This is a genomic window from Mycobacterium sp. (assembly GCF_965229105.1).
GTDB lineage: Bacteria > Actinomycetota > Actinomycetes > Mycobacteriales > Mycobacteriaceae > Mycobacterium.
The window spans coordinates 804,861-831,547 of record NZ_OZ245858.1 but is presented as its reverse complement, the minus strand read 5'-3'; the positions used below and the strand labels follow the sequence as shown (position 1 = coordinate 831,547).

At 65.5% G+C, this 26,687-nt stretch carries 26 protein-coding genes; 7 read left to right on the top strand and 19 right to left on the bottom strand.

All coding sequences use genetic code 11. From position 1 onward, the window contains the following. Positions 1–86 precede the first annotated feature (86 nt). The 10 genes from culp6 to glf form a co-directional block, all read right to left on the bottom strand. Positions 87–1,142 (bottom strand): carboxylesterase Culp6, encoded by a 1,056-nt coding sequence (culp6, locus tag ADBZ9O_RS03920; RefSeq protein ID WP_526528587.1) that lies wholly within the window; start codon positions 1,140–1,142, stop codon positions 87–89. Next, positions 1,135–1,626, bottom strand: coding sequence for a DUF732 domain-containing protein (locus tag ADBZ9O_RS03915; protein WP_526528585.1), 492 nt, complete (start codon positions 1,624–1,626; stop codon positions 1,135–1,137). Before ADBZ9O_RS03915 ends, culp6 begins: the two co-directional genes overlap by 8 nt. A gap of 35 nt (positions 1,627–1,661) precedes the next feature. Beyond that, on the bottom strand, positions 1,662–2,528 hold the full coding sequence (locus ADBZ9O_RS03910) for an alpha/beta hydrolase (RefSeq protein WP_526532809.1): 867 nt from the start codon (positions 2,526–2,528) through the stop codon (positions 1,662–1,664). Between the two features lie 193 nt (positions 2,529–2,721). Next, complete coding sequence (locus ADBZ9O_RS03905) at positions 2,722–3,777, bottom strand: alpha/beta hydrolase (RefSeq protein WP_526528583.1); 1,056 nt, start codon at positions 3,775–3,777, stop codon at positions 2,722–2,724. Positions 3,778–3,906: 129 nt separating this feature from the next. Next, entirely contained in the window at positions 3,907–4,920 is a 1,014-nt protein-coding gene (locus ADBZ9O_RS03900) for an alpha/beta hydrolase (RefSeq protein ID WP_526528581.1), read from the bottom strand. A gap of 179 nt (positions 4,921–5,099) precedes the next feature. Beyond that, positions 5,100–7,112 carry a terminal beta-(1->2)-arabinofuranosyltransferase gene (aftB, locus tag ADBZ9O_RS03895; RefSeq protein ID WP_526528579.1) on the bottom strand — a complete coding sequence of 671 codons (2,013 nt, stop codon included), beginning with the start codon at positions 7,110–7,112 and terminating at the stop codon, positions 5,100–5,102. Further along, complete coding sequence (locus tag ADBZ9O_RS03890; RefSeq protein ID WP_526528577.1) at positions 7,090–8,004, bottom strand: decaprenyl-phosphate phosphoribosyltransferase; 915 nt, start codon at positions 8,002–8,004, stop codon at positions 7,090–7,092. The genes aftB and ADBZ9O_RS03890 overlap by 23 nt, the downstream gene beginning before the upstream one ends. A gap of 30 nt (positions 8,005–8,034) precedes the next feature. Continuing rightward, positions 8,035–8,574, bottom strand: a complete 540-nt coding sequence (locus tag ADBZ9O_RS03885; protein ID WP_526528575.1) for a phosphatase PAP2 family protein — start codon at positions 8,572–8,574, stop codon at positions 8,035–8,037. Beyond that, a complete protein-coding gene (locus tag ADBZ9O_RS03880) occupies positions 8,567–10,489 on the bottom strand; it encodes a glycosyltransferase family 2 protein (protein WP_526528573.1) in 1,923 nt (640 codons plus the stop codon). Before ADBZ9O_RS03880 ends, ADBZ9O_RS03885 begins: the two co-directional genes overlap by 8 nt. Then, a complete protein-coding gene (glf, locus tag ADBZ9O_RS03875; protein WP_526528571.1) occupies positions 10,486–11,724 on the bottom strand; it encodes a UDP-galactopyranose mutase in 1,239 nt (412 codons plus the stop codon). The genes ADBZ9O_RS03880 and glf overlap by 4 nt, the downstream gene beginning before the upstream one ends. A 198-nt stretch (positions 11,725–11,922) precedes the next feature. On the opposite strand from glf, the gene ADBZ9O_RS03870 reads away from it, so the two are divergent. Continuing rightward, positions 11,923–12,813: a hypothetical protein gene (locus ADBZ9O_RS03870; RefSeq protein WP_526528569.1), complete on the top strand. Its 891-nt coding sequence runs from the start codon at positions 11,923–11,925 to the stop codon at positions 12,811–12,813. Positions 12,814–13,004: 191 nt separating this feature from the next. Continuing rightward, a complete protein-coding gene (locus tag ADBZ9O_RS03865; RefSeq protein WP_526532807.1) occupies positions 13,005–14,651 on the top strand; it encodes an N-acetylmuramoyl-L-alanine amidase in 1,647 nt (548 codons plus the stop codon). 6 nt (positions 14,652–14,657) lie between these two features. Here ADBZ9O_RS03865 and ADBZ9O_RS03860 read toward each other — a convergent pair whose 3' ends face one another. From ADBZ9O_RS03860 to ADBZ9O_RS03850, 3 genes are read right to left on the bottom strand one after another with little or no spacing between them, the layout of a single operon-like run. Beyond that, positions 14,658–15,473, bottom strand: coding sequence for a Cof-type HAD-IIB family hydrolase (locus ADBZ9O_RS03860; protein WP_526528567.1), 816 nt, complete (start codon positions 15,471–15,473; stop codon positions 14,658–14,660). Further along, positions 15,470–16,216: a lysophospholipid acyltransferase family protein gene (locus ADBZ9O_RS03855; RefSeq protein ID WP_526528565.1), complete on the bottom strand. Its 747-nt coding sequence runs from the start codon at positions 16,214–16,216 to the stop codon at positions 15,470–15,472. Before ADBZ9O_RS03855 ends, ADBZ9O_RS03860 begins: the two co-directional genes overlap by 4 nt. Before the next feature lie 5 nt (positions 16,217–16,221). Further along, positions 16,222–16,998, bottom strand: coding sequence for a lysophospholipid acyltransferase family protein (locus ADBZ9O_RS03850; protein ID WP_526532805.1), 777 nt, complete (start codon positions 16,996–16,998; stop codon positions 16,222–16,224). A 52-nt stretch (positions 16,999–17,050) separates the two neighbouring features. On the opposite strand from ADBZ9O_RS03850, the gene ADBZ9O_RS03845 reads away from it, so the two are divergent. Genes ADBZ9O_RS03845 through ADBZ9O_RS03835 form a run of 3 tightly spaced genes read left to right on the top strand, consistent with a single transcriptional unit; the run spans position 17,051 to position 19,643 of the window. Beyond that, positions 17,051–17,719, top strand: a complete 669-nt coding sequence (locus tag ADBZ9O_RS03845) for a phosphotransferase (protein ID WP_526528563.1) — start codon at positions 17,051–17,053, stop codon at positions 17,717–17,719. Positions 17,720–17,757: 38 nt separating this feature from the next. Further along, positions 17,758–19,308 (top strand): Rieske 2Fe-2S domain-containing protein, encoded by a 1,551-nt coding sequence (locus ADBZ9O_RS03840; RefSeq protein WP_526528560.1) that lies wholly within the window; start codon positions 17,758–17,760, stop codon positions 19,306–19,308. Then, the gene (locus ADBZ9O_RS03835; RefSeq protein ID WP_526528558.1) at positions 19,305–19,643 is read left to right on the top strand and encodes a hypothetical protein; all 339 of its coding nucleotides are present in this window, start codon (positions 19,305–19,307) and stop codon (positions 19,641–19,643) included. The genes ADBZ9O_RS03840 and ADBZ9O_RS03835 overlap by 4 nt, the downstream gene beginning before the upstream one ends. A gap of 4 nt (positions 19,644–19,647) precedes the next feature. Here the strand turns inward: ADBZ9O_RS03835 and ADBZ9O_RS03830 are convergent, their stop codons facing one another. From ADBZ9O_RS03830 to ADBZ9O_RS03810, 5 genes are read right to left on the bottom strand one after another with little or no spacing between them, the layout of a single operon-like run. Further along, positions 19,648–20,355, bottom strand: a complete 708-nt coding sequence (locus ADBZ9O_RS03830; RefSeq protein ID WP_526528556.1) for an LppU/SCO3897 family protein — start codon at positions 20,353–20,355, stop codon at positions 19,648–19,650. A gap of 15 nt (positions 20,356–20,370) precedes the next feature. Then, entirely contained in the window at positions 20,371–21,369 is a 999-nt protein-coding gene (locus ADBZ9O_RS03825) for an MOSC domain-containing protein (protein WP_526528554.1), read from the bottom strand. 16 nt (positions 21,370–21,385) lie between these two features. Next, positions 21,386–22,192 carry a DUF5718 family protein gene (locus ADBZ9O_RS03820; RefSeq protein WP_526528552.1) on the bottom strand — a complete coding sequence of 269 codons (807 nt, stop codon included), beginning with the start codon at positions 22,190–22,192 and terminating at the stop codon, positions 21,386–21,388. Then, positions 22,189–23,442: a serine--tRNA ligase gene (serS, locus tag ADBZ9O_RS03815; protein ID WP_526528550.1), complete on the bottom strand. Its 1,254-nt coding sequence runs from the start codon at positions 23,440–23,442 to the stop codon at positions 22,189–22,191. Before serS ends, ADBZ9O_RS03820 begins: the two co-directional genes overlap by 4 nt. 10 nt (positions 23,443–23,452) lie before the next feature. Next, on the bottom strand, positions 23,453–23,878 hold the full coding sequence (locus ADBZ9O_RS03810) for an ankyrin repeat domain-containing protein (protein ID WP_526528548.1): 426 nt from the start codon (positions 23,876–23,878) through the stop codon (positions 23,453–23,455). Between the two features lie 97 nt (positions 23,879–23,975). On the opposite strand from ADBZ9O_RS03810, the gene ADBZ9O_RS03805 reads away from it, so the two are divergent. After that, the gene (locus tag ADBZ9O_RS03805; RefSeq protein ID WP_526528546.1) at positions 23,976–25,412 is read left to right on the top strand and encodes a septum formation family protein; all 1,437 of its coding nucleotides are present in this window, start codon (positions 23,976–23,978) and stop codon (positions 25,410–25,412) included. Positions 25,413–25,417: 5 nt separating this feature from the next. Next, positions 25,418–25,768, top strand: a complete 351-nt coding sequence (locus tag ADBZ9O_RS03800; RefSeq protein ID WP_526528544.1) for a metallopeptidase family protein — start codon at positions 25,418–25,420, stop codon at positions 25,766–25,768. 220 nt (positions 25,769–25,988) lie between these two features. Here ADBZ9O_RS03800 and ADBZ9O_RS03795 read toward each other — a convergent pair whose 3' ends face one another. Beyond that, positions 25,989–26,675, bottom strand: coding sequence for a histidine phosphatase family protein (locus tag ADBZ9O_RS03795; protein WP_526528542.1), 687 nt, complete (start codon positions 26,673–26,675; stop codon positions 25,989–25,991). Positions 26,676–26,687 lie beyond the last annotated feature (12 nt).

The following is a 26,687-nucleotide window of genomic DNA, read 5'->3' as shown; positions in this document are numbered from 1 at the left end:
TCTTATATTGCTCTTAATGTTACGGGGCCGCGCTGGGTCGGCCAAATCGGCGACCTGCAACCCACCGGACGAACTCGGTGAAAAAGTTAGCCGTGCTTGGGATGCGGGGCACTGTCGATCAGGCCGCGCGCCCAGCCCTGTGCCCATACCGTCGCCGGCTGACCGTCCAGATTCCAGAACTCCGGCGTGTTGTACAGCGCATGGACGGGTTGGCCTGCACCACCGGCGAGCACTTCGAGGGTGGCAGGCAGGTTGGTGATGCTGAATGCCTGCTCCGGCGAGGCGCAGATGAGGTCACCGGTACCGCAGATCTCGTTGGTCCGGTCGTTGAGCACACCGAAGCCGCCCGGTCGCGGTCCGGTCATCGTCAGCCCCAGCGTCGAGAGCGTCGGTATCTCGTGCAACGTGATTTCCGCACCTTGGCCCGGCGGGTTCGGGCCGACATCCACGCCGACGCCGGTTTGCCTGCGGCCGTCGGCGATCAACGTCGTACCCAACAGCAGATCCTGGTCGACCGGGCCGCGACCGTTGCCGACATCGCTGGTGATATCTCCGGCGATGATCGCGCCCTGCGAGAACCCGAGCAGCACATAGCTGGTCAGCGGGCAGTTGTTGTTCATATCGGTGATGGCCTTGACTGCGGCTCGTGAGCCCTCGGCGCGGCTGTCGTTGTAGGACATCTGCTTATCCGCGGAGAACGGATTATGGAACTGCGCCGTGTACGGCACCGTGTACACCTGCACACGGTCGGTGCCGTAATCCGCGGAAATCGGACGGCTGACATTGCCCAGCAGCGACAGCGGGAACTGCGTCGGGTTCAGCGGATCATCGGTGGGCGAGGACTCCCAGGTGCCGGGAATCACGACCATCATCACGTCGGGACAGCTGGCGTCCTGGAATTCGGGACGCGGCTTGGTTCCCGGGGTGGTCGGCACCGAGGTTGGGGGCACTGCCGTCGGCGGGAGGGCCGTCGTCGATGAGTCAGGACGTCGGACGATGACCACCACGACCGCCACGATCAGGGCGACGACGACGGCTACCGCCGCGGCGGCAACCAGGCCGAGGACGCGGTGACGCCTACGTTTAGCTGAAGGGGGTTTAGCTGCTGACTTGGGTTTGGCGGTGCGGGGTTTCCTACTCATTGGGGCTGTGTTCTCCAGAGCAAAGTTGTTCGGTGGCGATGCGGATGTACTGTGCGGTCGCATCGTGCACCTGCGGGGCCATGGCAGTCATGGTCGCGGTGGGATTCATATCGTGGACATCACCCCGAACGAGCGGGAAGACGAAATCCCACACCCCCTGCTCGTTCTGGCCTGCGGCCTGGGCCTGGCATACGTATGACCCAATGGACAACGCCATCAGATCGTTGGATCGGTGTACGCCTGCCCCGGCAAGGGCGTCGAGGTAGGTGCGTTGTTCGGCGGTCACGTTGAAGTTGATCGCGCCCGGGTCGCCCGAGGCATCAGCGGGATCCGACTGATCCGGGGCCGCGTGGAGGTTTCCGCTGTGCGGCGGTGCAGCGGTGGTCGACACATCCTCACCGGACGAGCACCCGCTCAGCACGACGGCAGCCGAGGCTGCGGTCAACCCTGCCAGGAGCAGGGATGATCCGACCGAGTGCAGCACGCCTCCACGGTACCGGCTCGCACCCGGCTGACCCGTTAGGCGATGGCGGCGACGAGGTCCCCGGACATGGCGCCCAGCTGCGGCCCCCAGGAACCCCAGTCATGCTGCCCGCCGGTCGGGAAATCGAAGTGCCCGTTGGACCCGCCATTGCTGCGATAGGCCGTGTAGAACGACCGGTTCGACCCCTGGGCCTGATCGCAGTATCCGATCATCGCCGGCGGATCACTGCACGTCAGAGTCTGCGGGCTGTAAATCCAGATGCGGGTGTTGTTATCGGCCAACAACTGGGTGTGCACATACGGGTCATGCCACTTCCACCGACCGAACTGGGGCGGGCCCCACATCAGGTTGGTATCCGCACCGCCGTACTGCATCATCCCGTCGTGCAGAGCACCGTTGATGAAGGTGTTCGACGGATACAGAAAACCTGACATCGACCCGGCGTAGCGGAACCGGTTCGGGTAGAACTCGGCCAGTGTGACCGCGGCAGTGCCGCCCTGCGCGGCGCCGACGATCGCATGCCCACCCGGGGCCAGGCCCTTGTTGGCGGCCAGCCAGTCCGGCAGCTCCGAGGTCAGGAACGTCTCCCACTGCTTGGAACCGTCCTGCTCCCAGTTCGTATAGAGGCTGAATGCGCCGCTGGCCGGGGCGACCACCGAGACGCCCTTGCCGCCGAGGGTGTTCATCGCGTTACCGGCGGTGACCCAGTTGCTGACATCGGGGCCAGCATTGAACGCGTCGAGCAGGAAGACCGCATGCGGCCCGCCGCCCTGGAACGCCACCGGGATATCGCGGCCCATCGATGCCGACGGCACCTGCAGATACTCCACACCGTCAGCGCGCGCGGGCGCCACCGACGTGGCACTCCACATGGCGCCGACCATGAGCACCGCGCACATCATCCGCGACATGGTCGACAACAGCCTTTTACTCACCTGGCAGATCCCCTCGCTGGTTAGTCTGGTCGGCCCCGTCCGCAGGTAGTGAATCACATCACGATGCGGGGGCGCCGACTGATGCCAGGAGTCGTCTGACAACAAACAACGGCGGCGCCTCCTTGGCAGGAGGCGCCGCCGTCGTGATTGTCGAGCAGTCCTAGCCGCCGGCCTGCGCGGAGTCAGTGGCAGGAGTCGCCGCTGCCGCCGGGTCGAACGGCACCGCACCCAGCACACGCTGGATATCGGGCTTCATCTGCTGGAGCTGTGAGCCCCAGTACGGCCAGTCGTGCACACCGTTGGCCGGGAAGTTGAAGACACCGTTGGTGCCGCCGTTGGCGATGTAGGTGTCCTTGAAGGTCTTGTTCGTCCGCAAGGTCAAGCCTTCGAGGAACTTCGCGTTGAACAGGTTGCCTGCGCTGGCTCCCGCGCTCAGATCGGACGGGGTGCCGTCACCGCAGTAGATCCAGATGCGGGTGTTGTTGGCGATCAACGTATTGATGTTCACCAGCGGGTCATTGCGCTTCCACGCATTGCCCTCGGAACCCGTCGAGCCCCACATGTCGTCGGCCTTGTAACCGCCGGCATCGCCCATCGAGATGTTGACCAGGAACGGCCACCAGCCCTCGGACAAGTTCAGGAAGCCCGACAGCGACGCGGCGTACTGGAACTGCCCTGGATGCCAGATGGCCATCGTCAGCGCGGCCGAGCCGGCCATCGACAGGCCGACCGCCGCGGTGCGGCTGGAATCGACACCCTTCTGCGAGGACAGGAAGGCGGGGAGCTCAGAGGTCAGGAACGTTTCCCACTTATACGTGGTGCAACCGGCCTTGCCGCATGCCGGCTTGTACCAGTCGCTGTAGAAGCTGGACTGACCGCCGACGGGCATGACCATCGAGATGCCCGAGCCGTAGTACCACTCGAACGCCGAGGTGTTGATATCCCAGCCATTGAAGTCGTCCTGCGCGCGCAGACCGTCGAGCATGTAGACGGCGGGCGAGTTCGGGCCACCGCTTTGGAACTGGACCTTGATGTCATGACCCATGCCTGCCGACGGCACCATCAGGTACTCCACCGGGAGGCCGGGGCGGGAGAACGCTCCCGCAGTCGCGGTGTTACCGGCGACACCGATCAGGCCGGGCAGGACTGCCGCCACAGCGGCCGCAACCACCAGGCGGCGCCCCCAAACGCCGCGCAATTTCTCGACCAACTTCATAGAGCTACCATTCCCATCATTTGTATGCCGCACGGCAGAGACACAGCTGCGTGCCCTCGTAGTCAACCACAACTTTTGTGATCGTTCCTTTTTCACATCGTCTCCAAAACGTCACCCACCGGCCCTTAACTACCTGTTCACCGTGGCGATCAGGTCGGGTTTAAGAGCCTGTAACTGCTCGCCCCAGTACGCCCAGGAATGGTTACCCGCAGCCGGGAAGTTGAACGTCGCGTTCTTGCCGCCGGCCTGCAGATACTTCTCCTGGAACAGCTTGTTGCTCCCGATTGCGAGCGCTTCGAGGCCGTCCGCGCCGACGGCCTGGTTCGGGTCTGTGTTGGTGTCACTCGGTGTGCTTCCGCCTGGCGCGCAGTAGATCCACAACCGGGTGCCGTTGTTGACGATGGTCTGCACCTGCTGCACGGGGTCGTTGCGCTTCCACGCCTGATCCCACGGCGGTCCCCACATGTTGTCGACGTTGTATCCGCCCGCGTCGATCATGGCGACGCGGATCGCCTGTTGCATCAGTGGCGTCGACGGATTCAGGAAGCCCGACAGCGAGCCGGCGTAGACGAACTGGGCCGAGTGAAACGCCGACAGGATCAATGCGGCCCCGCCCGACATGGACAGCCCGACGACGCCGTTTCCGGTGGGCGACACCTGTTTGTTGGCCGCCAGGAACTGCGGCAGCTCGCTGGTGAGGAATGTCTCCCATTTATAGGTATAGGGCTGCTTGTTGAAGTTGGACGGTGAATACCAGTCGCTGTAGAAGCTGGACTGGCCACCGACCGGCATCACCGTGGAGATGCCGGAGTTGTAGAACCACTCGAACGCCGCGGTGTTGATATCCCAGCCGTTGTAATCGTCCTGTGCGCGCAGCCCGTCGAGGAGATAGACGGCCTTGCTCGGGGCGGCCGTCGGCGCTGGGTTCGATCCGGGACCGGGGCCCTGGAACTGCACCTGGATATTGCGGCCCATCGACGGCGAGTAGACGCTCAGGTACTCCACCGGCAGGCCGTCACGGGAGAACGCTGCGGCGGTCGGCGCCCCGCCGAGCGCGACCACGGCCGGCAGCGTCAGCACCGCGGCGACCAGTGCGGTCGGCCTGCGCAGCAGCCGCCGCCAAGCGGCCAGCGCAACGGTCATGCTCGTCACTTGCTACCCAACCATCCGTTCGTCGGTGTCGCGGCTTCTTTTTTCGGAAGAAGGCTTCCGTGGCACAAGTCGCGGTTCGGTGCGTGAAGACACACACCTGTGTGGGTATCGCTGCGGTATGCCCGCGGCGTTACCGACGGGCAGTCCCGCCAGCTAACACTGCGTCAGGGCTAGGGCCCCGTTGCCGGTAAGCCAGTGTAAGGGGTCTCAGAGTCTGTCTGCGACGGTGCCGGTTCCTGCAGCCCGCACCGGATCAGCTCGTATTCGGGCACCCGATCGATCCGGTATTTCGTGAATTCGTAGGCATGCAACACGTTGGACAGGAATCTGCGCGGACCCAGTTCGCCCCGGATCGACGTCAGCACGGCCTCGGTGGCGGGGCACGTCAACGCGACCTCAGCCTCTTTGATCCAGCCCTCGTCGAGGTAAGGCGGCACGTAGGGATGTTCCTTGAGGAACGGCCCCTCAGCCACCGCCCAGTCGGGGAAGAGGTTCTTGTCATGGCCGATCCGAGCGTCGTCCAGCCGGGCGGTGTGCGCCGCGAGCGGGTTAGCCAGCCCGATCTGGTCGATCACCCTGACGTCGAGTCCCACGTTCATGCCCAGCATGCCGAGGTTGGTGAAAAAGACTGTGTGCGGGCCATTTACCCGTTTCAGCGCTGACGGCGGCGAGCCCGGCGGCGGCCCCGGTGGCGGAATGGCCGGGACGACATCCCACTGGTCATAGTTGCCAGAGGGCAAAAGAAGGGCACCGTCAGGAGTGTTGTTGAGCGCCACCAGCACGGCCCGCATCCGCGGATAGTCCAGATAGTCCGCCGCGGTCAACGGGTGGGCGTGGCCGGTGGCCTGAGCGTAGAACCGGCGCTCGTCGACGATGCCCGAGTAGGTGACCTTGGTGGCGTCGCTGCCCAGCCCCGGCGAGTTCGCCGCCCATACCGACCAGCCGACGACCGTCCCCCACAGCACCGTCGTCGCGCCGGCCAGGACGTAACCCGCCTCGCGCGAGAATCGCGCTCCGTCGGGCACCACGACCGGGATGACAGCCACCGGCGCCAGCATGCAAAAGATCGGCGCCAGCAAAACCCGGCCGTGCATGAAGTCGCCACCCTGGCGGATCCAGTAAATGCCTTGGAGCAGCCCACTGACGACGAAGAAAATTACGATCGCGGGGGGGCTCTGGACGGCCCGGGCAAGCCTGCCGTACTCCCCCGGCGCCTCGTGACGGATCCACCATGGCCGAGCCCTGGTGGCGATCAGGACCAGGCCGAGGGCCACCAGCAGGACGGCCGGGACCCACAGCAGATACGGCGCATTGAAGTTGGTCAGATAGACAAAGCCCTGGGGCCACTTCGCCCCCGACGCATCCTTGGCGACGGCGGTACCCGGCACGATCAGGCTGTAATAGCCCATCCGGAAGATCTGGTATGCCACCGGCAGCAGGCCGCCGGCCACCACGATGACCAGCCGGCGTCGCCACCCGCGGGCCGCGATCAGCATCATTATCAGGGCGAGCCCGCCGATCAACGCGAGCTCGGGGCGGACCAGCACGCTCAGGCCGGCCACGAACGCCAGTGCGGCGCTGAACCAGGAGCCCACGGTGTTGGTCGCGCTACGCAGGCCTTGTGACCAGCAGACCATCATCCACCACAACAGACCGAGGTAGGTCAGGACCAACCCGTTCTCCAGGCCTGAGGTGGCGAAATCCCGTGCGGGTGGGATCGCGATGTACACCAGGGCACCCGCCGGTAACAGCAGCGCGCGCCTGCCACCCAGACTCGGCGCGTAAAGCCTTGCGGCGCCGAGCATTAGCAGCGCCACCCCGACCACGCTCAGGGTCAGCGCCAGCGTCAGGACCACGTACTCGAGTCGGGCCGGGCCGCCGACCCAGCCGCCCAGATAGGTCAGGTAGGTCCACAGCGTGGAGGTGTTGGCCTCGACCCGCTCACCCTTGTTGAATACCGGCCCGTTGCCCGCGAGCAGATTGCGTACGGTGCGCAGCACGATGAGGCCGTCATCGGCGATCCATCGTCGTTGCCATGCCCCCCAGCCGAACAGCGCGCCGACGACGATGACGCCGACCCACAAGCTCAGGCGGGCCGACAGGGAGAACGGAAAGGCAGGACCCAAAACCGCCGATGCCGCAGGCCGCCGGATGGCGACGTCAGCCGAAGTAGACCGCGGCACAGACGGTTCCCAGCAGGACCACTCCCAGCAGCTGCAACACCCGGTCTCGCAGGACGATTTCCTCGGGTTCACCGGCCAGGCCGCCGTCGATATCGACGGCGTAGCGCAGGATCGCGATGGTGAACGGGACGATCGTCACCGCCCACCAGGAGCCGCCTGCACCGTCGCGCTCGAAGGCGAACAGGCTGTAGCAGATCACCACGGCGGTCGCCGACAGCGTCCAGACGAAGCGCAGGTAACTGCTGGTGTAACTCTCCAGCGATTTACGGATCTTGGCGCCGGTGCGTTCGGCCAGCTGCAGTTCGGCGTAGCGCTTGCCTGCCGCCATGAACAGCGCTCCGAAGGCCATCACCAACAGGAACCATTGGGACAGTGGGATATTCGCGGCGACACCACCGGCGATGGCCCGGATCAGGAAGCCGGAGGACACGATGCAGATATCGAGGACGGCCTGGTGTTTGAGGCCGAAGCAGTAGGCCAGCTGGATGGCGATGTAGATGCCGATCACCACAACCAAATTCGGGGTGAGTAACCACGAGATCGCCAGCGATGCCACCCCGAGCACCACGGCCAGCACGTAGGCCAGCGATTGCGGTACGACGCCCGCGGCGATCGGCCGGAACCGCTTGGTCGGGTGCGCACGGTCGGCTTCGACATCACGGGCGTCGTTGACGAGATAGACGCTGGACGCGGCCAGGCAGAACACCACGAAGGCGATCCCGACCTTGCTGAACACATCGGCGTAGTCGTACTTGACGTCACCGCCGAGGGCGGCCAACGGTGCGAGCAGCACCAGCAGGTTCTTCACCCACTGGCGCGGGCGCAATGCCTTGACGATGCCGCTGGCCAGGTTCTTCGGTGGCCCGAGAACCGGCGCCGCTTCCTCACTCAATGCAGGCTCCTTCGCCACGGACGACCGTCATCAGTGTCCCCTGCCTTTGGCCCCATTGCCGGTAGCGAGAGACGCGATTCCCTTGGCAACCAGGGCGCCGACGACGACACCGGCCGCCACATCGCTGGGATAGTGCACACCGAGCACCATGCGCGATAGTGCCATCGGCGGGACGAGGACGACCGGCAACGGCAGTCCGGTGGCACGGCCCATCAGGATGGCCGCGGCGGTGGTGGACGTGGCATGTGCCGACGGGAAGCTGAGCTTGCTTGGCACACCGACGTTTACCGCGACCGCCGGATCATGGGGTCGTGGACGGCGGACGATGCGCTTGATCACCACCGCGGCCGCGTGCGCGGTAAATGTCCCGACGCCGGCGGCGACCCATTGGCTGCGCCGTGCCGGTTGACACAGCGCACCCAGCGCGGACACCGCCAGCCAGCCGATGCTGTGCTCACCGAAATGCGACATGGCGCGGGCCACGGTCAACACACCGGGCTTATCGGCAAGAGCCGATTGCACTGCCACCAGCACGGCCACTTCACCGCCAGGTGAAGCTGGCTCAGGCATCACTGCGGTCCGCCGATTCCAGCAGCACCGTTTCCCACTTCTGCGTGCTGGTCAGAACCGGCAGCGCGCCGCGGTAGACCCTGCGCATCTTGTTGAATTTGCGAGCCAACCGAACATGCTGAATTAGCGATGCGCGCAGCAGGTCGAACATCTTGGCCCGGTCGCGCTGGCGGTAGACCACACCGCGACCGTCCGCCGTCGTCACGGTGACGCCGTCGACCTTGCACAGCAGGAACCAGCGCGCGTCCTGAGTCGCCACGTTGAGCTGTGGCCGCACATGGTGTGCGGGATCTTCCTTGCGGAGCTGGTGCAGCACGCCACGAAGGAGCCCGAATCCGATGACGGGCAACGCAACTGGTGGCTTGTTGACCTTGCTGCGGCCAGACGGCTTCGGCAGCGCGGTGGCCCCTGGCAGCACCACCGCGTCGGGGTATTCCTTACGCATCTTGTGCACATCGGGCAGCGCCGACTCCAGGATGGAGAAGATGTGCTCCGGGCCGGCCAGGAAGTCCGCGATGGCGCGGTTCTGAATGGCGACCGTCGAATACTCAAGGCACAGAAGGTGTTTGACGGTGGCCTTGACTGAGCTGGCGAGCAGACCGTTGGCCTTACCGTCCCAGTGCAGGGCCGCGACCACCAGTCGGTTACGCAGATGGAAGTACGCCTGCCAGTCGATCGCGTCGTCTTTATCGCTCCACGCCATATGCCAGATCGCGGTGCCGGGCATGGTGACGGTGCTGTAGCCGTGTTCGGCGGCGCGCAGACCGTAGTCGGCGTCATCCCACTTGATGAACAGCGGGAGCGGCTGACCGAGTTCCTCGGCCACCGCGCGCGGGATCATGCACATCCACCAGCCGTTGTAATCGACATCGATACGGCGGTGCAGCTGTGTGCTTTTCAGGTCATCGTCGGCCAACGGGTACTTGGCGAAGTCATGGTCGTACTCGGTGTGCGGGGCGTTGGTCCACATGAAGTTGGCGCGGTCGACGACCTCACCCATCACGTGCAGATGCGACGGCTCCTGCAGGTTGAGCATCTGGCCACCGATCAGGGTGGGTGATTTGGCAAACCTGTTGAGCGCCAACGCCCGCAGGATCGAATCCGGCTCGATGCGGATATCGTCGTCCATGAACAGGATCTGTTCGCAGTCGGTGTTCTTCAGCGCCTCGTACATCACCCGGCTGTAGCCACCGGAGCCGCCGAGATTGGGCTGGTTGTGGATGGACAGCCGAGCGCCGAGCGGGGCGGCGGCATCGGTGAAGCCCGGGTGATCCTTGGCCTTCTTGTTGCCCTGATCGGTCACGATGACCGCACCGATCACCTCGTCCACCAACGGATCTGAGGTCAGCGCCTTGAGCGCGGCGACACAGTCCGACGGCCGGTTGAAGGTCGGGATACCGACGGCGATATTGGCCTGGCCGGGGGCGGGGACCGATGAATACCAGCCCGCGGTGTGCACGGTGACGGCCGAGTCGGTGGTGATGTCGAACCAGATCCAGCCGCCGTCCTCGAACGGGGACAGCTCGATCTCGAACTCGGCGCTCGCGTGCTCGCCGCTGACTTCCGCACCACCGATGGTGATCCTGGCGCCAGTGGCCTTGGAGCGGTAGACATCGACGCGGGCCGTGCCGGTGAGTTCAACGTGGAGCACCACGGTGTCGAGGATGGACCAGCGCCGCCAGTAGCTGGCCGGGAACGCATTGAAGTACGTCGCGAACGACACCTCGGATTCGGCGCCGATCTCCAGACTGGTGCGGTTCGGCGCGTGCGCCCGCCGGGCGTTGGTATCGGACTCTTCGATATAGAGCTTGCGAACGTCGAGCGGTTCGCCCGGTCGGGGCAGGATCACCCGCGACAGCAGACTGACTGCGCGGGACTCGCCGGCCTCGAGAGCGCCGGACGGGATGTCACTCATGCTTGGGTGCTTTCTTGGTCTTGACTCAGTGGGGCACCGTCGGTCAGGTGCGGCGCGAGGGTGTTGTCATACATGGTCAATGCGCTGGCGATCGCCATGTGCATATCCAGGTACTGGTAGGTGCCGAGGCGTCCGCCGAACAGCACCTTTGCCGTCTCGGTCTCAGCCTTGGCGCGGTCCCGGTAGGCGGCCAGCACCTCGCGGTCGGCTTCGGTGTTGATCGGATAGTAGGGCTCGTCCTCATCGTCGGCGAACCGCGAGAACTCCCGCATGATCACCGTCTTATCGCTCGGATAGGCCCGCTCCGGATGGAAGTGCCGGAACTCGTGGATACGCGTGTACGCCACGTCGAGGTCGTTGTAGTTCATCACCGGGGTGCCTTGAAAATCACCCGTGTCCAGTACCTCGAGCTCGAAGTCCAGGGTGCGCCAGCCAAGCTGCCCCTCGGCGTAGTCGAAGTAACGGTCCAGCGGGCCCGTGTAGACCACCGGCGCCGACGGGCTCTCGGCGCGCAATTCGTCGCGGACGTCGAACCAGTCGGTGTTCAGGCGGACCTCGATGCGCTCATCGGCGGCCATCTTCTCCAGCCACGCGGTGTAACCGTCGACGGGCAGGCCCTCGTAGGTGTCATTGAAGTACCGGTTGTCGAAGGTGTAGCGCACCGGCAGCCTGGCGATATTCGCCGCGGGCAGTTCTGTGGGGTCGGTCTGCCACTGTTTGGCCGTGTAACCCTTGACGAACGCCTCATACAGCGGCCGGCCGATCAGTGAGATCGCCTTTTCCTCGAGGTTCCGCGCGTCGGCGGTGTTGATCTCGGCGGCCTGCTCGGCGATCAGTTGCCGTGCCTCATCGGGGGTGAAGTATTTGCCGAAGAACTGAGAGACCAGGCCCAGGCCCATGGGGAACTGATAGGACTGGCCCTGATACATCGCGAAGACGCGGTGCTGGTAACCGGTGAACTCGGTGAACTGCCGCACGTAGTCCCACACCCGCTTATTAGAGGTATGGAACAGGTGGGCGCCGTATTTGTGGATCTCGATGCCGGTCTGCGGTTCCGGCTCGGAGTAGGCGTTACCTCCGATATGCGACCGCCGATCGAGCACCAATACCCGCTTGCCGAGCTGCGTAGCCGCGCGCTCAGCGATCGTCAGGCCGAAGAATCCGGATCCGACGACGAGGAGGTCAAAACGTCCGGTAGGCGGGAGCGCAGCGACCCGGGCTGTAGGTGAAGTCATCGGCAGTTAGGGTATCCGACCGCGACGCCCGGTCCCGCCTCGCAGCCCACGCTGTGCGCTTTCCAGTGGTCTGTAGTCGATGAAGGTCGCGATTCACTCACGATTCGGTCTCGTACCACTAGTCCCACTAGTCCCAGCCGTACCATCGAACACGTATCTATCCACACCACACGTAGTCCAGATATTGAGGAGACTTCCGTGCCAAACCGACGGAGACGCAAGCTCTCGACAGCCATGAGCGCAGTCGCCGCCCTGGCAGTCGCGAGTCCATTTGCCGTGGTCGCTGTTACTGAACTGTCCGCAACCGCCAACCCCGGCCCACAGAGCCGCGAGTTCACTCAGGCTGCGGTCGTCACCGACCTGCCCAACGAGCTGCTCTCTGCCCTCTCGCAGGGTCTGTCCCAGTTCGGCGTCACCTTGCCGCCGCTGCCGACCGGCCTGAGCCCGGCGGGCACCCAGCCGATCAGCGCGGGCCCCGCGCTGGCCACGTCGGGCCTTACCGGCACCGGCCTGACCGCGCCCAGCCTGACCAACCCGGCGCTGACGACACCGGGGCTGACCACGCCCGGTCTGACCACCCCAGGGTTGACCACGCCCGGTCTCACCACCCCAGGTCTGACCACACCAGGTCTGACCACACCCGGTCTCACCACACCCGGTCTCACCACACCAGGTCTGACCACGCCCGGCCTGACCACCCCGGGGCTGACGACACCCGGTCTCACCACCCCGGGTTTGACCACGCCCGGCCTGACCACTCCGGGTCTCACTACCCCGGGTCTCACCACGCCCGATCTCACCGTGCCCGGCGCATTGGGAACGACGGGTCTCGGGACCGAGCAGCCGATCAGTTCGCCCATCGGGTTGGACCCGATGGCGGGCACGTACCCGATCCTTGGCGATCCGTCGCTGGGCTCATACGGGGCCGCACCTGCCTCGGGCGGCATCATCAGCGATCTGAGCAGTGCGGCGCAGCAGTTGGGCGCCGGCCAGGCGATCGATCTACTCAAGGGTGTCCTGATGCCCTCGATCACGGGCGCAATCCAGTCGGCCGCAGCCGCCGCACCAGCGGCACCCGCGGTCGGTTAAGACCTGCACCAAAACGGCACCGCAGAGCGGGCTCGCTTCCGTCCCCCGGGTATCGAGCCCAAGAGTCCCTGCGGTGCCGTTGCAGGTTTCACTTTCTTCACTTCCGTAGCGTGTCGACACATAGGCATCAACTGACACATACGTAACATCAGGCCGTGCCGTCCGGTCCCCTAGCGCTATTTCGCCGCGGAATGCGCCCCAAGCGCCGCATCGTCAGACGTTCGCGCCCAGCCCCGGCCCTTCTGCTCACCGCCATCACCGCGACAGCGGTCCTGCTGCCGTGGGCCTTCGAAGACACCTCGGCCGACGCCCACCATCCGCGCGCCCAGGACACCCGACTGGCCGAACAACCGCTGACCGGGCTCGGCGGCGGCGTCACGATCCGCGAAGTCTCGCAGCAGACGCCGTTTTCGATGGTCGCCCTGACCGGTGGTGACCTGACCGGCACCTCGGCCCGGATCCGCGCCAAGCGCAGCGACGGTAACTGGGGTCCTTGGTACGACGCCGAGACTGTGGAATCAAACGGCGACGATGACGGACCCGCACACGGCCCCAAGGGCACCGAACCCCTGTTCGTCGGAACGACGACGGCGGTCCAGATTGCCGTGACCCGGCCGCCAGGTGCACCCGTCACGGTGGCGCCCCCGACCGACGCGAAACCGGACACGTTGGGTTACGTTCCCGCGAGCACCGAACGGACGCTCGCGCAGAATCTCTCGGCCGTACTCATCACGCCCCCGCAAGCGCCTGTCGACGCTCAGTGGCAACCCCCGATTGGGGTGCTGGCACCCGGGCAGCCCCCCAACATCATCTCCCGCAGTCAGTGGGGTGCCGACGAATCGATGAAATGTGGCACCCCGGTCTACGACGAGGGTGTGCGGGCGGCGGTCGTGCACCACACCGCAGGCAGTAATGACTACGCCCCAGAGGATTCCGCGGCGATCGTGCGTGCGATCTACGCCTATCACACCCGAACCCTGGGCTGGTGCGACATCGCCTACAACGCCCTGGTCGACAAGTACGGGCAGGTTTTCGAGGGTCGCGCAGGCGGAATCGACCGCCCGGTCGAGGGCTCGCACACCGGTGGATTCAATTGGGACACTTGGGGCGTGGCCATGCTCGGCAACTTCGACGATGTCCGACCCACCGATATCCAACTGCGTACTGTCGGCAGGCTGCTCGGCTGGCGCCTCGGCCTGGACCATGTCGACCCCCGCGGCACCGTCGTACTGACATCGGCGGGCACGTCGTATACCCACTTTCCCCGCGGCGCCACCCCAACGCTGCCGACCATCTTCACCCACCGCGATGTCGGCAACACCGACTGCCCCGGTAACGCCGCCTATGCCGCCATGCCCGAAATCCGAGATATTGCAGCACGATTCAACGATCAGCCGGGTCCGATGACCCTGGAAGACCGGCTCAGGGGTGGCGCGATCTACGCCAAGTGGCAGGCCCTCGGCGCCGATAAGAGTGCGCTCGGAGCACCGCGGGCGCCCGAGGCCGCCACCGACGGCGATACGCGCTACGTGACGTTCGACCGGGGTGCCATCTACTGGTCACCCGGCAGCGGCGCCGAACCGGTGACCGGCGCGATCTATGACGCCTGGGCGTCGCTGGGTTACGAACGCGGGCTACTGGGCATGCCGACGAGCGCCGAAATCCAGGAACCGCAGTGGATCGTGCAGAACTTCCAGCACGGCACACTGAATTTCGATCGCGAGACCGGCATGGTGACCAGGGTGGTCGACGGCGTCGCCCAGGAACTGCCACCCCCGCCGGCCGACGGGCCGCCCATTCAGCTGGAGCGCTTCACCCCGATCGACAAGTCCGCCTGAAAGCCTTCACAGCCACCAGCGTTCGAGCACCCGAGCCAGGCCGTCATCGGTGTTGGGCGCGGTCACTTCATCGGCCGCCGCGACCGCATCGGGGTGAGCATTGCCCATCGCCACCCCCAGACCGGCCCAGCGCAGCATCGGCACATCGTTGGGCATATCCCCGAACGCGATCACATCGGCGGCGGTGATACCCAGCGGATCCGCCACTTCCGCGATACCGGTGGCCTTGCTGATGCCCACCGGCATGATCTCGATCAGGCCGTTATTGGTGCTGTAGGTGATATCGCCCAGCGACCCGACGTGCTTGGCCAATTCGGTGGCCATCTCGGCGCTGGACGCGCCGGCCTTGCGGATCAACAGCTTCACCGCGGGCGCCGACAGCAGATCCTCAATCGATACTTCGGTGTTGTCGGGGTTGAGCCAGGCGTGTTCGTAACCCGGGGAGCTGACGAACTGCGGGGTGGCGGCATCATGGGCGCTACGGCCGACCCGCTCGACGGCCAGCCCGGCGCCGGGGATGGCGTGTAACGCCATATCGGCCAGCGCGGCCAGCACGTCGGCGGAAATCGTCCGCGCCGAAATGATCTGATCCGTCGACGGGTCATAGAGCACCGCGCCGTTGGCGCACACCGCCATTGGCGCCAGCCCCAGGGCATCCACCACCGGTTTGATCCACCGTGGCGGCCGGCCGGTGGCCAGGACGAACTGGGCACCCGCGGCCACTGCATTGCGGACCGCGTCACGGGTCCGCGCCGTCACCAGCTCGTCCTCGTTGAGCAGGGTGCCGTCGACATCGCTCGCGATGAGCGCAGGCAATGTCACTGATTCTCCGTTCGTCGGCGTGCCCGCTCGGCCAGTTCGGCCTCGTCGAGAACTTTCGCTTCTGCTGGGGTCGGGGCGCTCCCGCCCAACCGGTGCGGCACCCAGTACGACCCGTCGGGGTGGGGGTACTTCGACTGGGCCCGATCGAGCACATCGGTCATCGCGGTGCGCATGGTGGCGGCCAACTGGTCGGCGGGACCCACCGGCGCGATAGGGGTGTCGACGATGACGGTGACCGGAATTCTGTTGTGCCCCAGATTCTTCGGATGATCCTTCGTCCAGATCCGCTGCGCACCCCAGACGATCAACGGGATGATGGGCACCTGCGCGTCCAGCGCCATCCTGGCCGCACCCGACTTGAATTCCTTGAGCTCGAAGCTACGGCTGATGGTCGCCTCTGGGTAGACCGCCACGATCTCGCCGGCCCGCAACTCTTGCACCGCCATGGCGTACGCGTCGGCGCCGGCCCGCCGGTCGACGGGGATGGCCTTCGACCGTTTGATCAGAAAATTGACCGGCTTGATCTTCTGCATCTCAGACTTGATCATGAAGCGCATCCGCCGGTTGCGCGCTTTGACCGCGAGGGCGGCGGGCAGGAAATCGACGTAGCTGGTGTGGTTGATCGCCATCACCGCGCCGCCGACGGGCGGGATGTTCTCCAGCCCGTGGAAGCTGATCGCGGTGCCGGTGGCTTTGACGACCACCACGGCCGCGATCTCCAGCGCGCGAAAAACCGGTTCCATGCCATCTACCCCGAACCGGACCCATCCGCCTCTCGGGCCGCCCTTGCCTGCGCCTTGCGCCGAGCTTCCTCTGCGTCGAGCCGGCCGGCATCAGCCAGTGACGGCGCACCGCCACCGAGTCGATGCGGTACCCAGAACTCACCGGCGGGGTGCGGGCCGTAGGCGTCTTGCACGCGTTCCAGCAGGTGCTGCATCCTCGAATGCAACAGGGTGGTCAGGTCGGCGGCGGGCAGGGTCGGCTCGATCGGTTCACCGACAGCGATCGAGATCGGGACCTTGGGCCGCCACATCTTCTTCGGGTGGTCCTTGGTCCAGATCCGCTGGGCGCCCCAGACGATGTGCGGAACGATGGGGACACCCGCGGCGATCGCCATCCGGGCCGCGCCGGACTTGAACTCCTTGATCTCGAAGCTGCGACTGATCGTGGCCTCGGGATAGACACCGACGAACTCGCCGGCTTTGAGTCGCTGGCAGGCCACGTCGAACGATTCCGCGCCGTGCTGGCGATCGACGGGGATATGGCGCAGGCTGCGCATGATTGGACCGGTGATCTTGTGGTCGAACACTTCCTGCTTGGCCATGAAGCGCACCTTCCGGCCAAGATGCTGCTGGTAGGTGGGCAGGCCGGCGAAGGTGAAATCGAAGTAACTGGTGTGGTTGATGGCGATGACGGCGCCGCCGGTTTTGGGCAGGTTTTCGACGCCCGTGACCGTAAAGGTCAACCCCTGGGCTCTCCAGGTCAGCCGGGCCAGCTGGATAACGGTGCCGTATACCGGTTCCACAATTGTCAAGCGTAGTGCTCCCCGGTCACGGTCCGGGTGCGAAGGTCACTTCGTGGTATTTCCCTCCGGTGATGTGCCGGTGCCCGAGGTCGTGCGGGGGATAGCGGCGGGCCGTCCGGTGCGGGCGGTGTGGCTCAACGAACTCGGCGGCACGACGTTCCGGATCGACGGTGGTACCGAGTACGTCAAGACCGCACCTGGCGATTTCGTCGGAGAGGCGCAGCGGCTGACCTGGGCGCGCCGCTATGTGGTGGTGCCCCAGGTGTTGGGCGTCGGAACGAACTGGCTGCACACCGCCGGCCTGGCGGGTTCGTCGGCAGTCGACCGGTACTGGCTGGCCCGGCCGCAACAAGCCGCCCGTGCGATCGGGGCGGGCCTGCGGATCCTGCATGACCGGTTGCCCGTCGCGTCCTGCCCCTGGGTGCGGACCGACTTTCCCGACGCGCCACCCGTCGACCGGTTGGTGGTCTGTCACGGCGACGCCTGCGCCCCCAACACCCTGATCGACCATCAGGGCCGCTACTGCGGGCACGTCGACCTCGGGTCGCTGGGGGTCGCCGACCGCTGGGCCGACCTGGCCATCGCGACGATGTCACTGGGCTGGAATTACTCCGCATGTTGTGAAGATGAGCTGCTAGAGGCCTATGGCATCGAGCGAGATGCCATCGCGATCGACTATTACCGGCGGTTGTGGCAGGCCCCCGATCAGGGCGACGGCTAAGCTGGACACCACAGCAACAGACGTCAGAAAGGCTATTTGTGCAGGTCACGAGCGTTGGGCATGCCGGATTCCGGATCGAGACCCGGGCCGGCAGCATCCTGTGCGACCCGTGGGTGAACCCGGCCTATTTCGCGTCGTGGTTTCCGTTCCCCGATAACAGCACCCTGGACTGGGACGCCCTCGGTGACTGCGACTACCTCTACGTCTCGCATCTGCACAAGGACCATTTCGACCCGGAGAACCTGCGCGCGCACGTCAACAAAGACGCGGTCGTGCTGCTCCCGGACTTCCCCGTACCGGACCTGCGCCGGGAGTTGGAGGCGCTCGGCTTTCACACGTTCTTCGAGACCACCGACTCGCAACGGCACACCGTCAGCGGCCCCAAGGGCAACCTCGACGTGATGATCATCGCGCTGCGCGCGCCCGCGGACGGCCCCATCGGTGACTCCGGGCTGGTGGTATCGGACGGGGAGACGGTCGCTTTCAACATGAACGACGCCCGCCCCGTCGACCTCGACGTGCTGGCTGCCGAATTCGGCCCGATCGACGTGCACATGCTGCAGTACTCAGGCGCCATCTGGTACCCGATGGTCTACGACATGCCTGCGCGCGCCAAGGCGGCGTTCGGCACGCAAAAGCGCCAGCGTCAGATGGACCGCAGCCGCCAATACATCGCGCAGGTCGGCGCGACCTGGGTGGTGCCCTCGGCCGGACCGCCGTGCTTTTTGGATCCCGCGCTGCGCGACCTCAACGACGACCACGGCGATCCGGCCAATATCTTCCCCGACCAGATCGTGTTCTTAGAGCAGATGCGGAACAACGGCCACCATGGTGGTTTGTTGATGATCCCTGGCACGACGGCGGATTTCACTGGGGCAGAGCTCAATTCACTGACTCATCCACTTCCCGTCGAGCAGGTCGAGGCCATCTTCACCACCGGTAAGACCGCCTACATCGCGGACTACGCCGAGCGGATGGCGCCCGTGCTGGCTGCGGAGAAAGCGCGCTGGGCACCCGCTGACGGCGAATCGCTGCTCGAACCGCTGCGCGCCCTGTTCGAGCCCATCATGCTCCAGACCGATCAGATCTGCGACGGTATCGGCTACCCCGTCGAGTTGCGCCTCGGTGGCGAAACGGTGGTCCTCGACTTTCCGAAACGGGTTGTGCGCGAACCTATTCCCGACGAGAAGTTCCGCTACGGGTTTGGCATACCCCCGGAGCTGGTGCGCACGGTGGTGCGGGACAGGGAGCCCGACTGGGTCAACACCATCTTCCTGTCCACCCGGTTCACCGCCTGGCGGGTGGGTGGGTACAACGAATATCTGTACACCTTCTTCAAATGTCTGACCGACGAGCGCATCGCCTACGCCGACGGTTGGTTCGCCGAAGCGCACGACGATTCATCGTCGGTCACCGTGGAAGGCTGGGAGATTCAGCGTCGCTGCCCGCACCTCAAGGCGGACCTGTCGAAATTCGGCGTGATCGACGGATCGACCCTGACGTGCAATCTGCACGGCTGGCAGTGGAACCTGAACAACGGGCGGTGCCTGACCTCCAGGGGCCATGAGCTGCGATCGACGAAGCTGTGAGCCAGCCAACCGCGCAGCATTACGACGACGGTATCGTCGCACTGGATCGGCACGCGATTACGTTGCGTCGCTACCACTTTCCCTCAGGTACCGCGAAAGTCATCCCGCTACGGTCGATCCGCGGATACCAGAGCGAGCCGCTGGGCATGTTCATCCAGCGATTCCGCATTTGGGGTAGCTCAGATCTGCGCCGCTGGCTACCGCTGGATGTGCGCAGGCCACTGAAGTCCACGCTGGTGACCCTCGATATCGCCGGCGCCAGGCCGAGTCCCGCGTTCACCCCGGAGCGGCCGCAAGAATTTCTCGCCGTGCTCGATGAACTGTTGGAGCGCTGACCTTCTACGATTTTGTCAAGCAGTAGACCCGGGCCGGGGTGGTGTATACCAAGGCTTTACTGCTTGCGGCACACACGGATTCATCGGTACTGCCGTCGACCCGCTTGGCGACCAGAACAGCGAGGTCGCTGTTGCAGTCGGCGGGTTTGAGCTCGTCTTTGGCCATGTCGACGGTGTAGCAGCTGCCTTCCTTGAGGTTCGGCAAAAAGCAGTACGCGGTCGATCCGTTGCTGATGTTCCCGTAGTCCGAATCGCGGGTACCGGCCTGCTTTCCGTCGGGGCAGGTGTTGGTGTCGCTGCGCGAGGCCACCTCGACCACGGCGGCGGGGTCATCGCAATCGACGGGCTGGAAATCGTCCGGAGACTGCCCGACCGCCGTCCCGCAGTTGCCGACCGCCAACGCGTCGTTCTGACGGGCGACCCGCTCGACGGCACCGACGAGGGCGACCCCGATCAGCAATGCGCCCACCACAAGCAGAACGGAGCCCTTGCGTTTATCGGGGGACGGTGGCGGAGGGGCCGGCGGCGCGTACGGGTACTGGGGCTGCTGGTAGTACCCCGGTGGCGGCTTCGTCGCTGCGCGTGCCCGCACCCTCAGCAGAATGCCTGCGATCACCAGCACCACACCGGCAAAAGGGAAAAACAGGCGGGCGGTGATCCGGCCGACCTGTACGGCGTCGGCGAGGGCCGCGAGGGCTACCAGGTCAGTCATCGGGCTCAATCCTATTCACCCGCGCAGAACGGTCGCCTCCAACACTTGCTGCAACCGTTGCATCGCCGAGCGCCCGACCGTCGAGACGGCGCGGCGAACGGCGTTGGGCGGTAGGGCGTGCTGCACCCGAACGTCGTCGCCGACCCGCAGCAGCCCCGGCCCGGTCACGTCGGCATACACCCCGAGGAACCGGTCGGTGCGGGCGGCGAGTTGTCGGGTCAGCCCACGGTCGAGTTCGAGCCCGGGCTGCGGACGCGTCGGCATCACACACCGGATGGTGGGTACGGTGACGTACATCGCCGATGTCCCGATGCGCACCGTCGCACCGACCCAGGCGGTCTCTGGAAACTCCGCCGCGGACTGGGCCCCGTCGTCCATTTCGTCGACGTCGACGAGGACATTGGGCCGGAAACGTCGCACGTCGTACCCCGCGCCGTCGGCCGAAAGCGATCGCAGGCTGGTCGAACTCAGCAGGTGCACGGCACTGAGATCGACGAAAGTGCCTGGCGGCGTGGAATATCTGGCCAGAGTCACCACCTGCTTCGGAGTGAACACCGACGTGTCGGGGAGTGCCTCGGATTGCGTCAGCCCGAAATCTCGACGGACCTCATCGGCGGAGAAGCCTGCCTTGGTCTGCCGCAGCGAAAGACGGTGCTGGCTGGTGTCTGAGACCGCAGGCAACGAGGTGAGCCGCACCGGACGACCGACCAGCTCCGAGAGCCGGTCGTGAATCGTGCGATCGGAGCTGGACAATGCAGAGCCGTCGGGAAAAGTGATCACCACCGGTGGCACCTCGCCCGGCCCGGCATCGGGCCCCGGCTCCTCGGCGTAGCGCGCAGTGCACCCCAACAGCGCGGGGATCTTGCGGGCCGTCGCGGTGATGTCGTTGTCCAGATCCCGTACCGCCCACAACCGATCGGCATGGACGCCGCGCTTGTCGACCCGCACCTCGTCGACCTGGTGCCCGCCCATCGATTTCACTGGGAAGCGCCACAGCTGCGTTACTGCCGTCATCGGGACCTCCGTTGGTTCAGCGGGTCGTAACCTTTTGCCGCAGTTCGGAAATGGCGTCCGATTCGGTGTCGTAGACGCGGACGATCGCCTCGTCGCCCGGCTGTAGGAACGTTGACTCCCCCAGCTCGGTGTAGCGCGTCGCGCCGATACCGATCAGCACATGCTCAGGGTGCCCTGAAGCCACCATCAAGGCGCCGACATCCTCCAACGGTGTTTCGGGCGAACCTTTTTGGTTGGCCAGGCGCTCCACGATCCAGTCGAGCAGCACCTCGCCGTAGTAGGAGTAACCGAGCAGTGGGCTGTCGACCCCGTACTCGTGCAGCTCACCATCGGCGGCCTTGAGATGACACACCAACCGTAAGGTCGCGGTCGGGCCGTCGGGTGTGAGATCGCTGATATCGAAGAATGTCGGCGCCACGCCTTTGGACGCGGGTCCCCAGTTCTTCTTGTGACTGATCTTCGGTGCGCCCGGTCGGCGAATCGAGCAGTCGTTGAACGCACCGAGCGCGAACGGCTCCAGCGAGGCCACCACGTCACCGGCCCACCTCACCCGGCAGGCCAGCCCCACCTCGGGTTCGATCTGCAGGTTCAGCGGCTCGGCACTCTCGGGCAGGATAACCGCATCTTGCGACAGTGGAAACTCACCGAGAAAGGTGTCAGTTCCGGGCGCATACCAGGGGAAAATCCCTTTGGGCGCAACACCTTCGGAGCTGACGTTCACGAAATCCGCTGCCTCGCCGGCTTGTTCGAGGTGCCCGGCGAAGTTCCCGGCCACCCCAAAGCCGAACCAGGAACGCAGCTCGTCGAGTTGGATATCGATCATGGCTCCAGCACCTCCGCGCCGACGTAGGGCACCAGTGCCTCGGGCACCTTCACGCTGCCGTCGGGTTGCTGGTGGTTCTCCAGGATCGCCACCACCCAGCGGGTGGTGGCGAGAGTTCCGTTGAGCGTCGCAGCGATCTGCGGCTTACCGTTCTCGTCGCGATAGCGGGTGGCCAGCCGTCGCGCCTGGAACGTCGTGCAATTCGACGTCGAGGTCAGCTCACGGTAGGTCTGCTGCGTCGGCACCCAGGCCTCGCAGTCGAACTTGCGGGCTGCCGACGAGCCGAGATCTCCGGCCGCGACGTCGATGACTCGGTAGGGAACATCGATGCGCGCCAACATCTCTCGCTGCCACCCGAGCAGCCGCTGATGCTCGGCCTCGGCGTCTTCCGGTTTGCAGTAGACGAACGCCTCGACCTTGTCGAACTGGTGCACCCGGATGATCCCCCGGGTGTCCTTACCGTAGCTGCCCGCTTCACGACGGAAACACGATGACCAACCCGCGTAGCGCATCGGCCCGTCCGACAGGTCGATGATCTCCCCGGAGTGATAGCCCGCCATCGGCACCTCCGAGGTCCCGACCAGGTACAGGTCATCGGCCTCGAGGTGGTAGATCTCGTCGGCGTGCGCGCCGAGAAAGCCTGTGCCGGCCATGATTTCAGGGCGCACCAGGACCGGCGGGATCATCAGCGTGAAACCGGCCTCGGTGGCCAGTCGAACCGCCAGCTGGAGCAATCCCAGTTGGAGCAGCGCGCCACGGCCGGTGAGGAAGTAGAAACGCGAACCCGACACCTTGGCGCCGCGTTCCATATCGATCAGGTGCAGCGCCTCACCCAGTTCCAGATGGTCCTTCGGGTTTTCGATGGCGGTGGGTTGACCTACGGTGTCCAGCACGACGAAATCGTCCTCACCGCCGGCGGGCACGCCGTCGATGATGATGTTCGAGATCGCCATGTGGGCGGCGGTGAAGGCGGCCTCGGCCTCGGCCTGCGCGGTCTCCGCGGATTTCACACCTGCGGCCAGTTCTTTGGCGTGCGCCAGTATCGCGGGCCGGTCCTCTGGCGTCGCGGAGCCGACCTGGCGGCTTACGCCCTTCTGTTCGGCGCGCAGCGTATCGGCAGTCGAGATGGCGGCGCGGCGTGCGGTGTCAGCAGACAGCAGCGTGTCCACCAGGGCCGGATTCTCGCCACGACTGAGCTGAGACCGGCGGACGGCTTCGGGGTCTTCCCTGAGCAACTTCAGGTCGATCACGGCGAGAACACTACCTACCCTCGTCGTCCCCGCGATTCGCGGTTTGGCCGAACATCTCCAGATGGCCGGTGCGCTCAAACATCCGCGCCGTGTCGATGGCGTTCGGGACCCCGCCCGTCGGATCGGCCCCGGCGTCCACCAGCAGGCGCACCACGTCGTCCTCACCTTTGAACACCGCGCCCGCCAAGGGTGACTGACCCCGGTCGTTGACCCGGTCCACATCCGCGCCGCGTTCGGTCAGCACACGCACGGTATCTGCGTGCCCGTGATAGGCGGCCAGCATCACCAAGGTGTCCCCGGCGGCATTGGTCAGATCAACCGGCGCTCCGGCGTCGAGGTAGGCCGCAAGTGCGACGGCATCCCCGGCGCGGGCCATGTCGAAGAGCCGCCGCGCGAGCTCCAGCACATCGCGCGCCTCGTGGTCGGGACTCGTCATGACCCCCAACGTAACCGCGCACCCCCGAGGGGCCACAGCACAACCACATAACGTTACAACTGCATCACTTGTCACAGCCTGGGACACGCCTGTCACAATGGAATCGATGTCGGACGCATTCACGAAGGCACAAACCGTCGATGACCAGCCCGAGGGCCGGCCGGAGCGGTTCTCCTGGCTGCGCACCCTGCCCTCGACCTCGACGCGCCGCGCACTACTGCTGACCGCACTCGGTGGGCTCCTCATCGCCGGCCTGATCACCGCGCTACCCATCACCGGCGACAGGAACGGCCTGACCGGCTACCTGGCCTCGGACTCCAGCAGCGCCGGCGGCAAAAGCAATGAGACGTTCGAACACGCAGACGGCGGCAAGTGCCTGAATTGGGACGGTAAAGACCCCGACGGAGCCACGCTCGTCGACTGCAAGGACGACCACCGCTTCGAGGTCGCGGAGTCGGTCGATATGCGAACCTTTCCGGGGTCGGAGTATGGCCCCGACGCGGCCCCGCCCTCTCCCGCTCGGATCCAACAGATCACGCAGGAGCAGTGCCAGGCCGCGGTGCGGCGCTACCTCGGCCCGAAATTTGACCCCAACAGCCGGTTCGTGGTCAGCATGCTGTGGTCGGGGGATAAGGCCTGGCGCCAGTCCGGTGAGCGCCGGATCTTGTGCGGTCTCCAACTGGCCGGTCCAGACGGTCAGCAGTTGGCCTTCAAGGGCAAGGTCGCCGATGTCGACCAGTCCAAGGTGTGGCCGGCCGGAACCTGTGTCGGTATCGACCCGACCAGCAACCAGCCGACCGATACTCCCGTGGATTGCGCTGCGCCGCATGCCATGGAGGTGACCGGTGCGGTGAACCTGGCCGAGAAGTTCCCCGGCGCTCTGCCGTCGGAACCGGACCAGGACACCTATATCAAGGACACCTGCACCAAGATGACGGACGCCTTCCTGGCGCCCGTTCAGTTGCGGGCCACCACGCTGACCCTGACCTACAACACCATCTCGCTGCCCAGCTGGGCCGCCGGCAGCCATCAGGTGGCCTGCAGTATCGGCGCAACCCTGGGTAACGGCGGCTGGGCCACCCTGCTCAACAGCGCCAAGGGCCCGCTGCTGATCAACGGCCAGCCGCCGATCGCCCCGCCCGATATTCCGGAGGAGCGGCTCAATATGCCGCCGATCCCGCTGCCTGATCCAGCCCAGGCGCAGTCGCCGTCCTACGACTCGTCGTACTCAGACAACTCGGGTTCGTCTTCGTCGTCAGGGTCAGGATCGTCATCGTCGTCGAGCCAGAGCGACGGCAGTCAGCATCTGCCCGGACCGGCTCCGACCTCCTCGGCCCCCACCACGTCGGCCAGTGCGCCGCCGCCCACCCAGGGCAACACCTTCAATCCCCCACCCCCTGGAGCACCGCCGGCGCCGGTGGATCCCGCGGCTCCACCACCTGCCGACGCCCCGCCGCCTGCCGATGCTCCACCCATGGAAGCGCCTCCGCCAGGACCAGCGCCGGGACCCGTTCTCCCGCTGCCGCCGGCCTGATCGCAGTGCCCGTTCAGATGAGCCCGCAACAGTTCGACGGGCTGGTCTCCGATGCGCTGGATTCCATCCCGCAGCAGCTGACAGCGGCGATCGACAACGTCGTCATCCTGGTCGAGGATCGGCACCCCGATGAGCCCGATCTGTTGGGTCTCTACGAAGGGGTGGCGCTGACCGAACGGGATTCGTTCTACGCAGGTTCGTTACCCGACGCGATCACCATCTACCGCGACGCCCTGCTCGATATGTGCGATTCCGAGGAAGAGGTCGTCAAGGAGGTGGCGATCACCGTCGTGCACGAGATCGCCCATCACTTCGGGATCGACGATGACCGGCTGCACGAACTGGGCTGGGCCTGAGATTCCTGGCGCGGCAGCATCGGTTTGTCAGGGTCAAGTGATAAGAACGGCCCATGGATGTTCGGTGTCGTGAGTGCGAGGCAGGGCTGCAGCACTGCCACGGCACGCTCATTCGACATGCATTGCGGCACACCGAGTGCACGGACCCAGACTGCGACGACACCGAGCTGATCGTGCACACCCTGGTCATCGACTGCGATGTGGTGGGGTGCGAGTGTGTTCAGCCCATCGGATCGGAAGAGGCCTTCGCCTCCTCGATCGGATCCACCGCCCGTTCGGGATAGAACGGCGGCGACTGCGAGCCCCAGTGCACGCAGCTCCACCGGCCGTCGGTGATCGGCGCCAGCACCACTGATTCGGTATTGGCCAGGTGGTGCTCCAGCGCGAAGTGGGCTTCCACCCCGCCGAGAACCGCGCCGACCAGTCGAATCGCTGCGCCGTGGCTGACGACGACGATATCGCTGGTCCAGTCGTGATCGTCGAGATAGCGCATACGCAGATCAGTCAGCACCGGGACGTACCGCTGCAATACGTCGGTGCCGGACTCCCCGCCGGGCATCGACACATCGAGGTCGCCGTCGTGCCAGCGTCGGTAGACGCTCTCGAACTCATCGATCGCGGCCTGATCGTTACGGTTCTCCAGGTCGCCGACCTGCACCTCGTAGATGCCGTCCAACTCATGGGTGCGCACGCCCAGTTCGGCGCCGATCTCGCCGGCGGTCTGCAGCGCCCTGGTGGCAATGGAATGGCCCAGCAGTCCGGGTGCGCGCTCGACGCGCCGGGCGTAGCTGCGCGCTTGTTCGCGGCCATTGGCCGTCAGTTCGGCTCCGGGCGGACGGGTATCGAGTCGCTTATCGACGTTGCCGTACGACTGCCCGTGCCGGACCAGTACCAACCGCCCACTCATGATTTCGCCTCA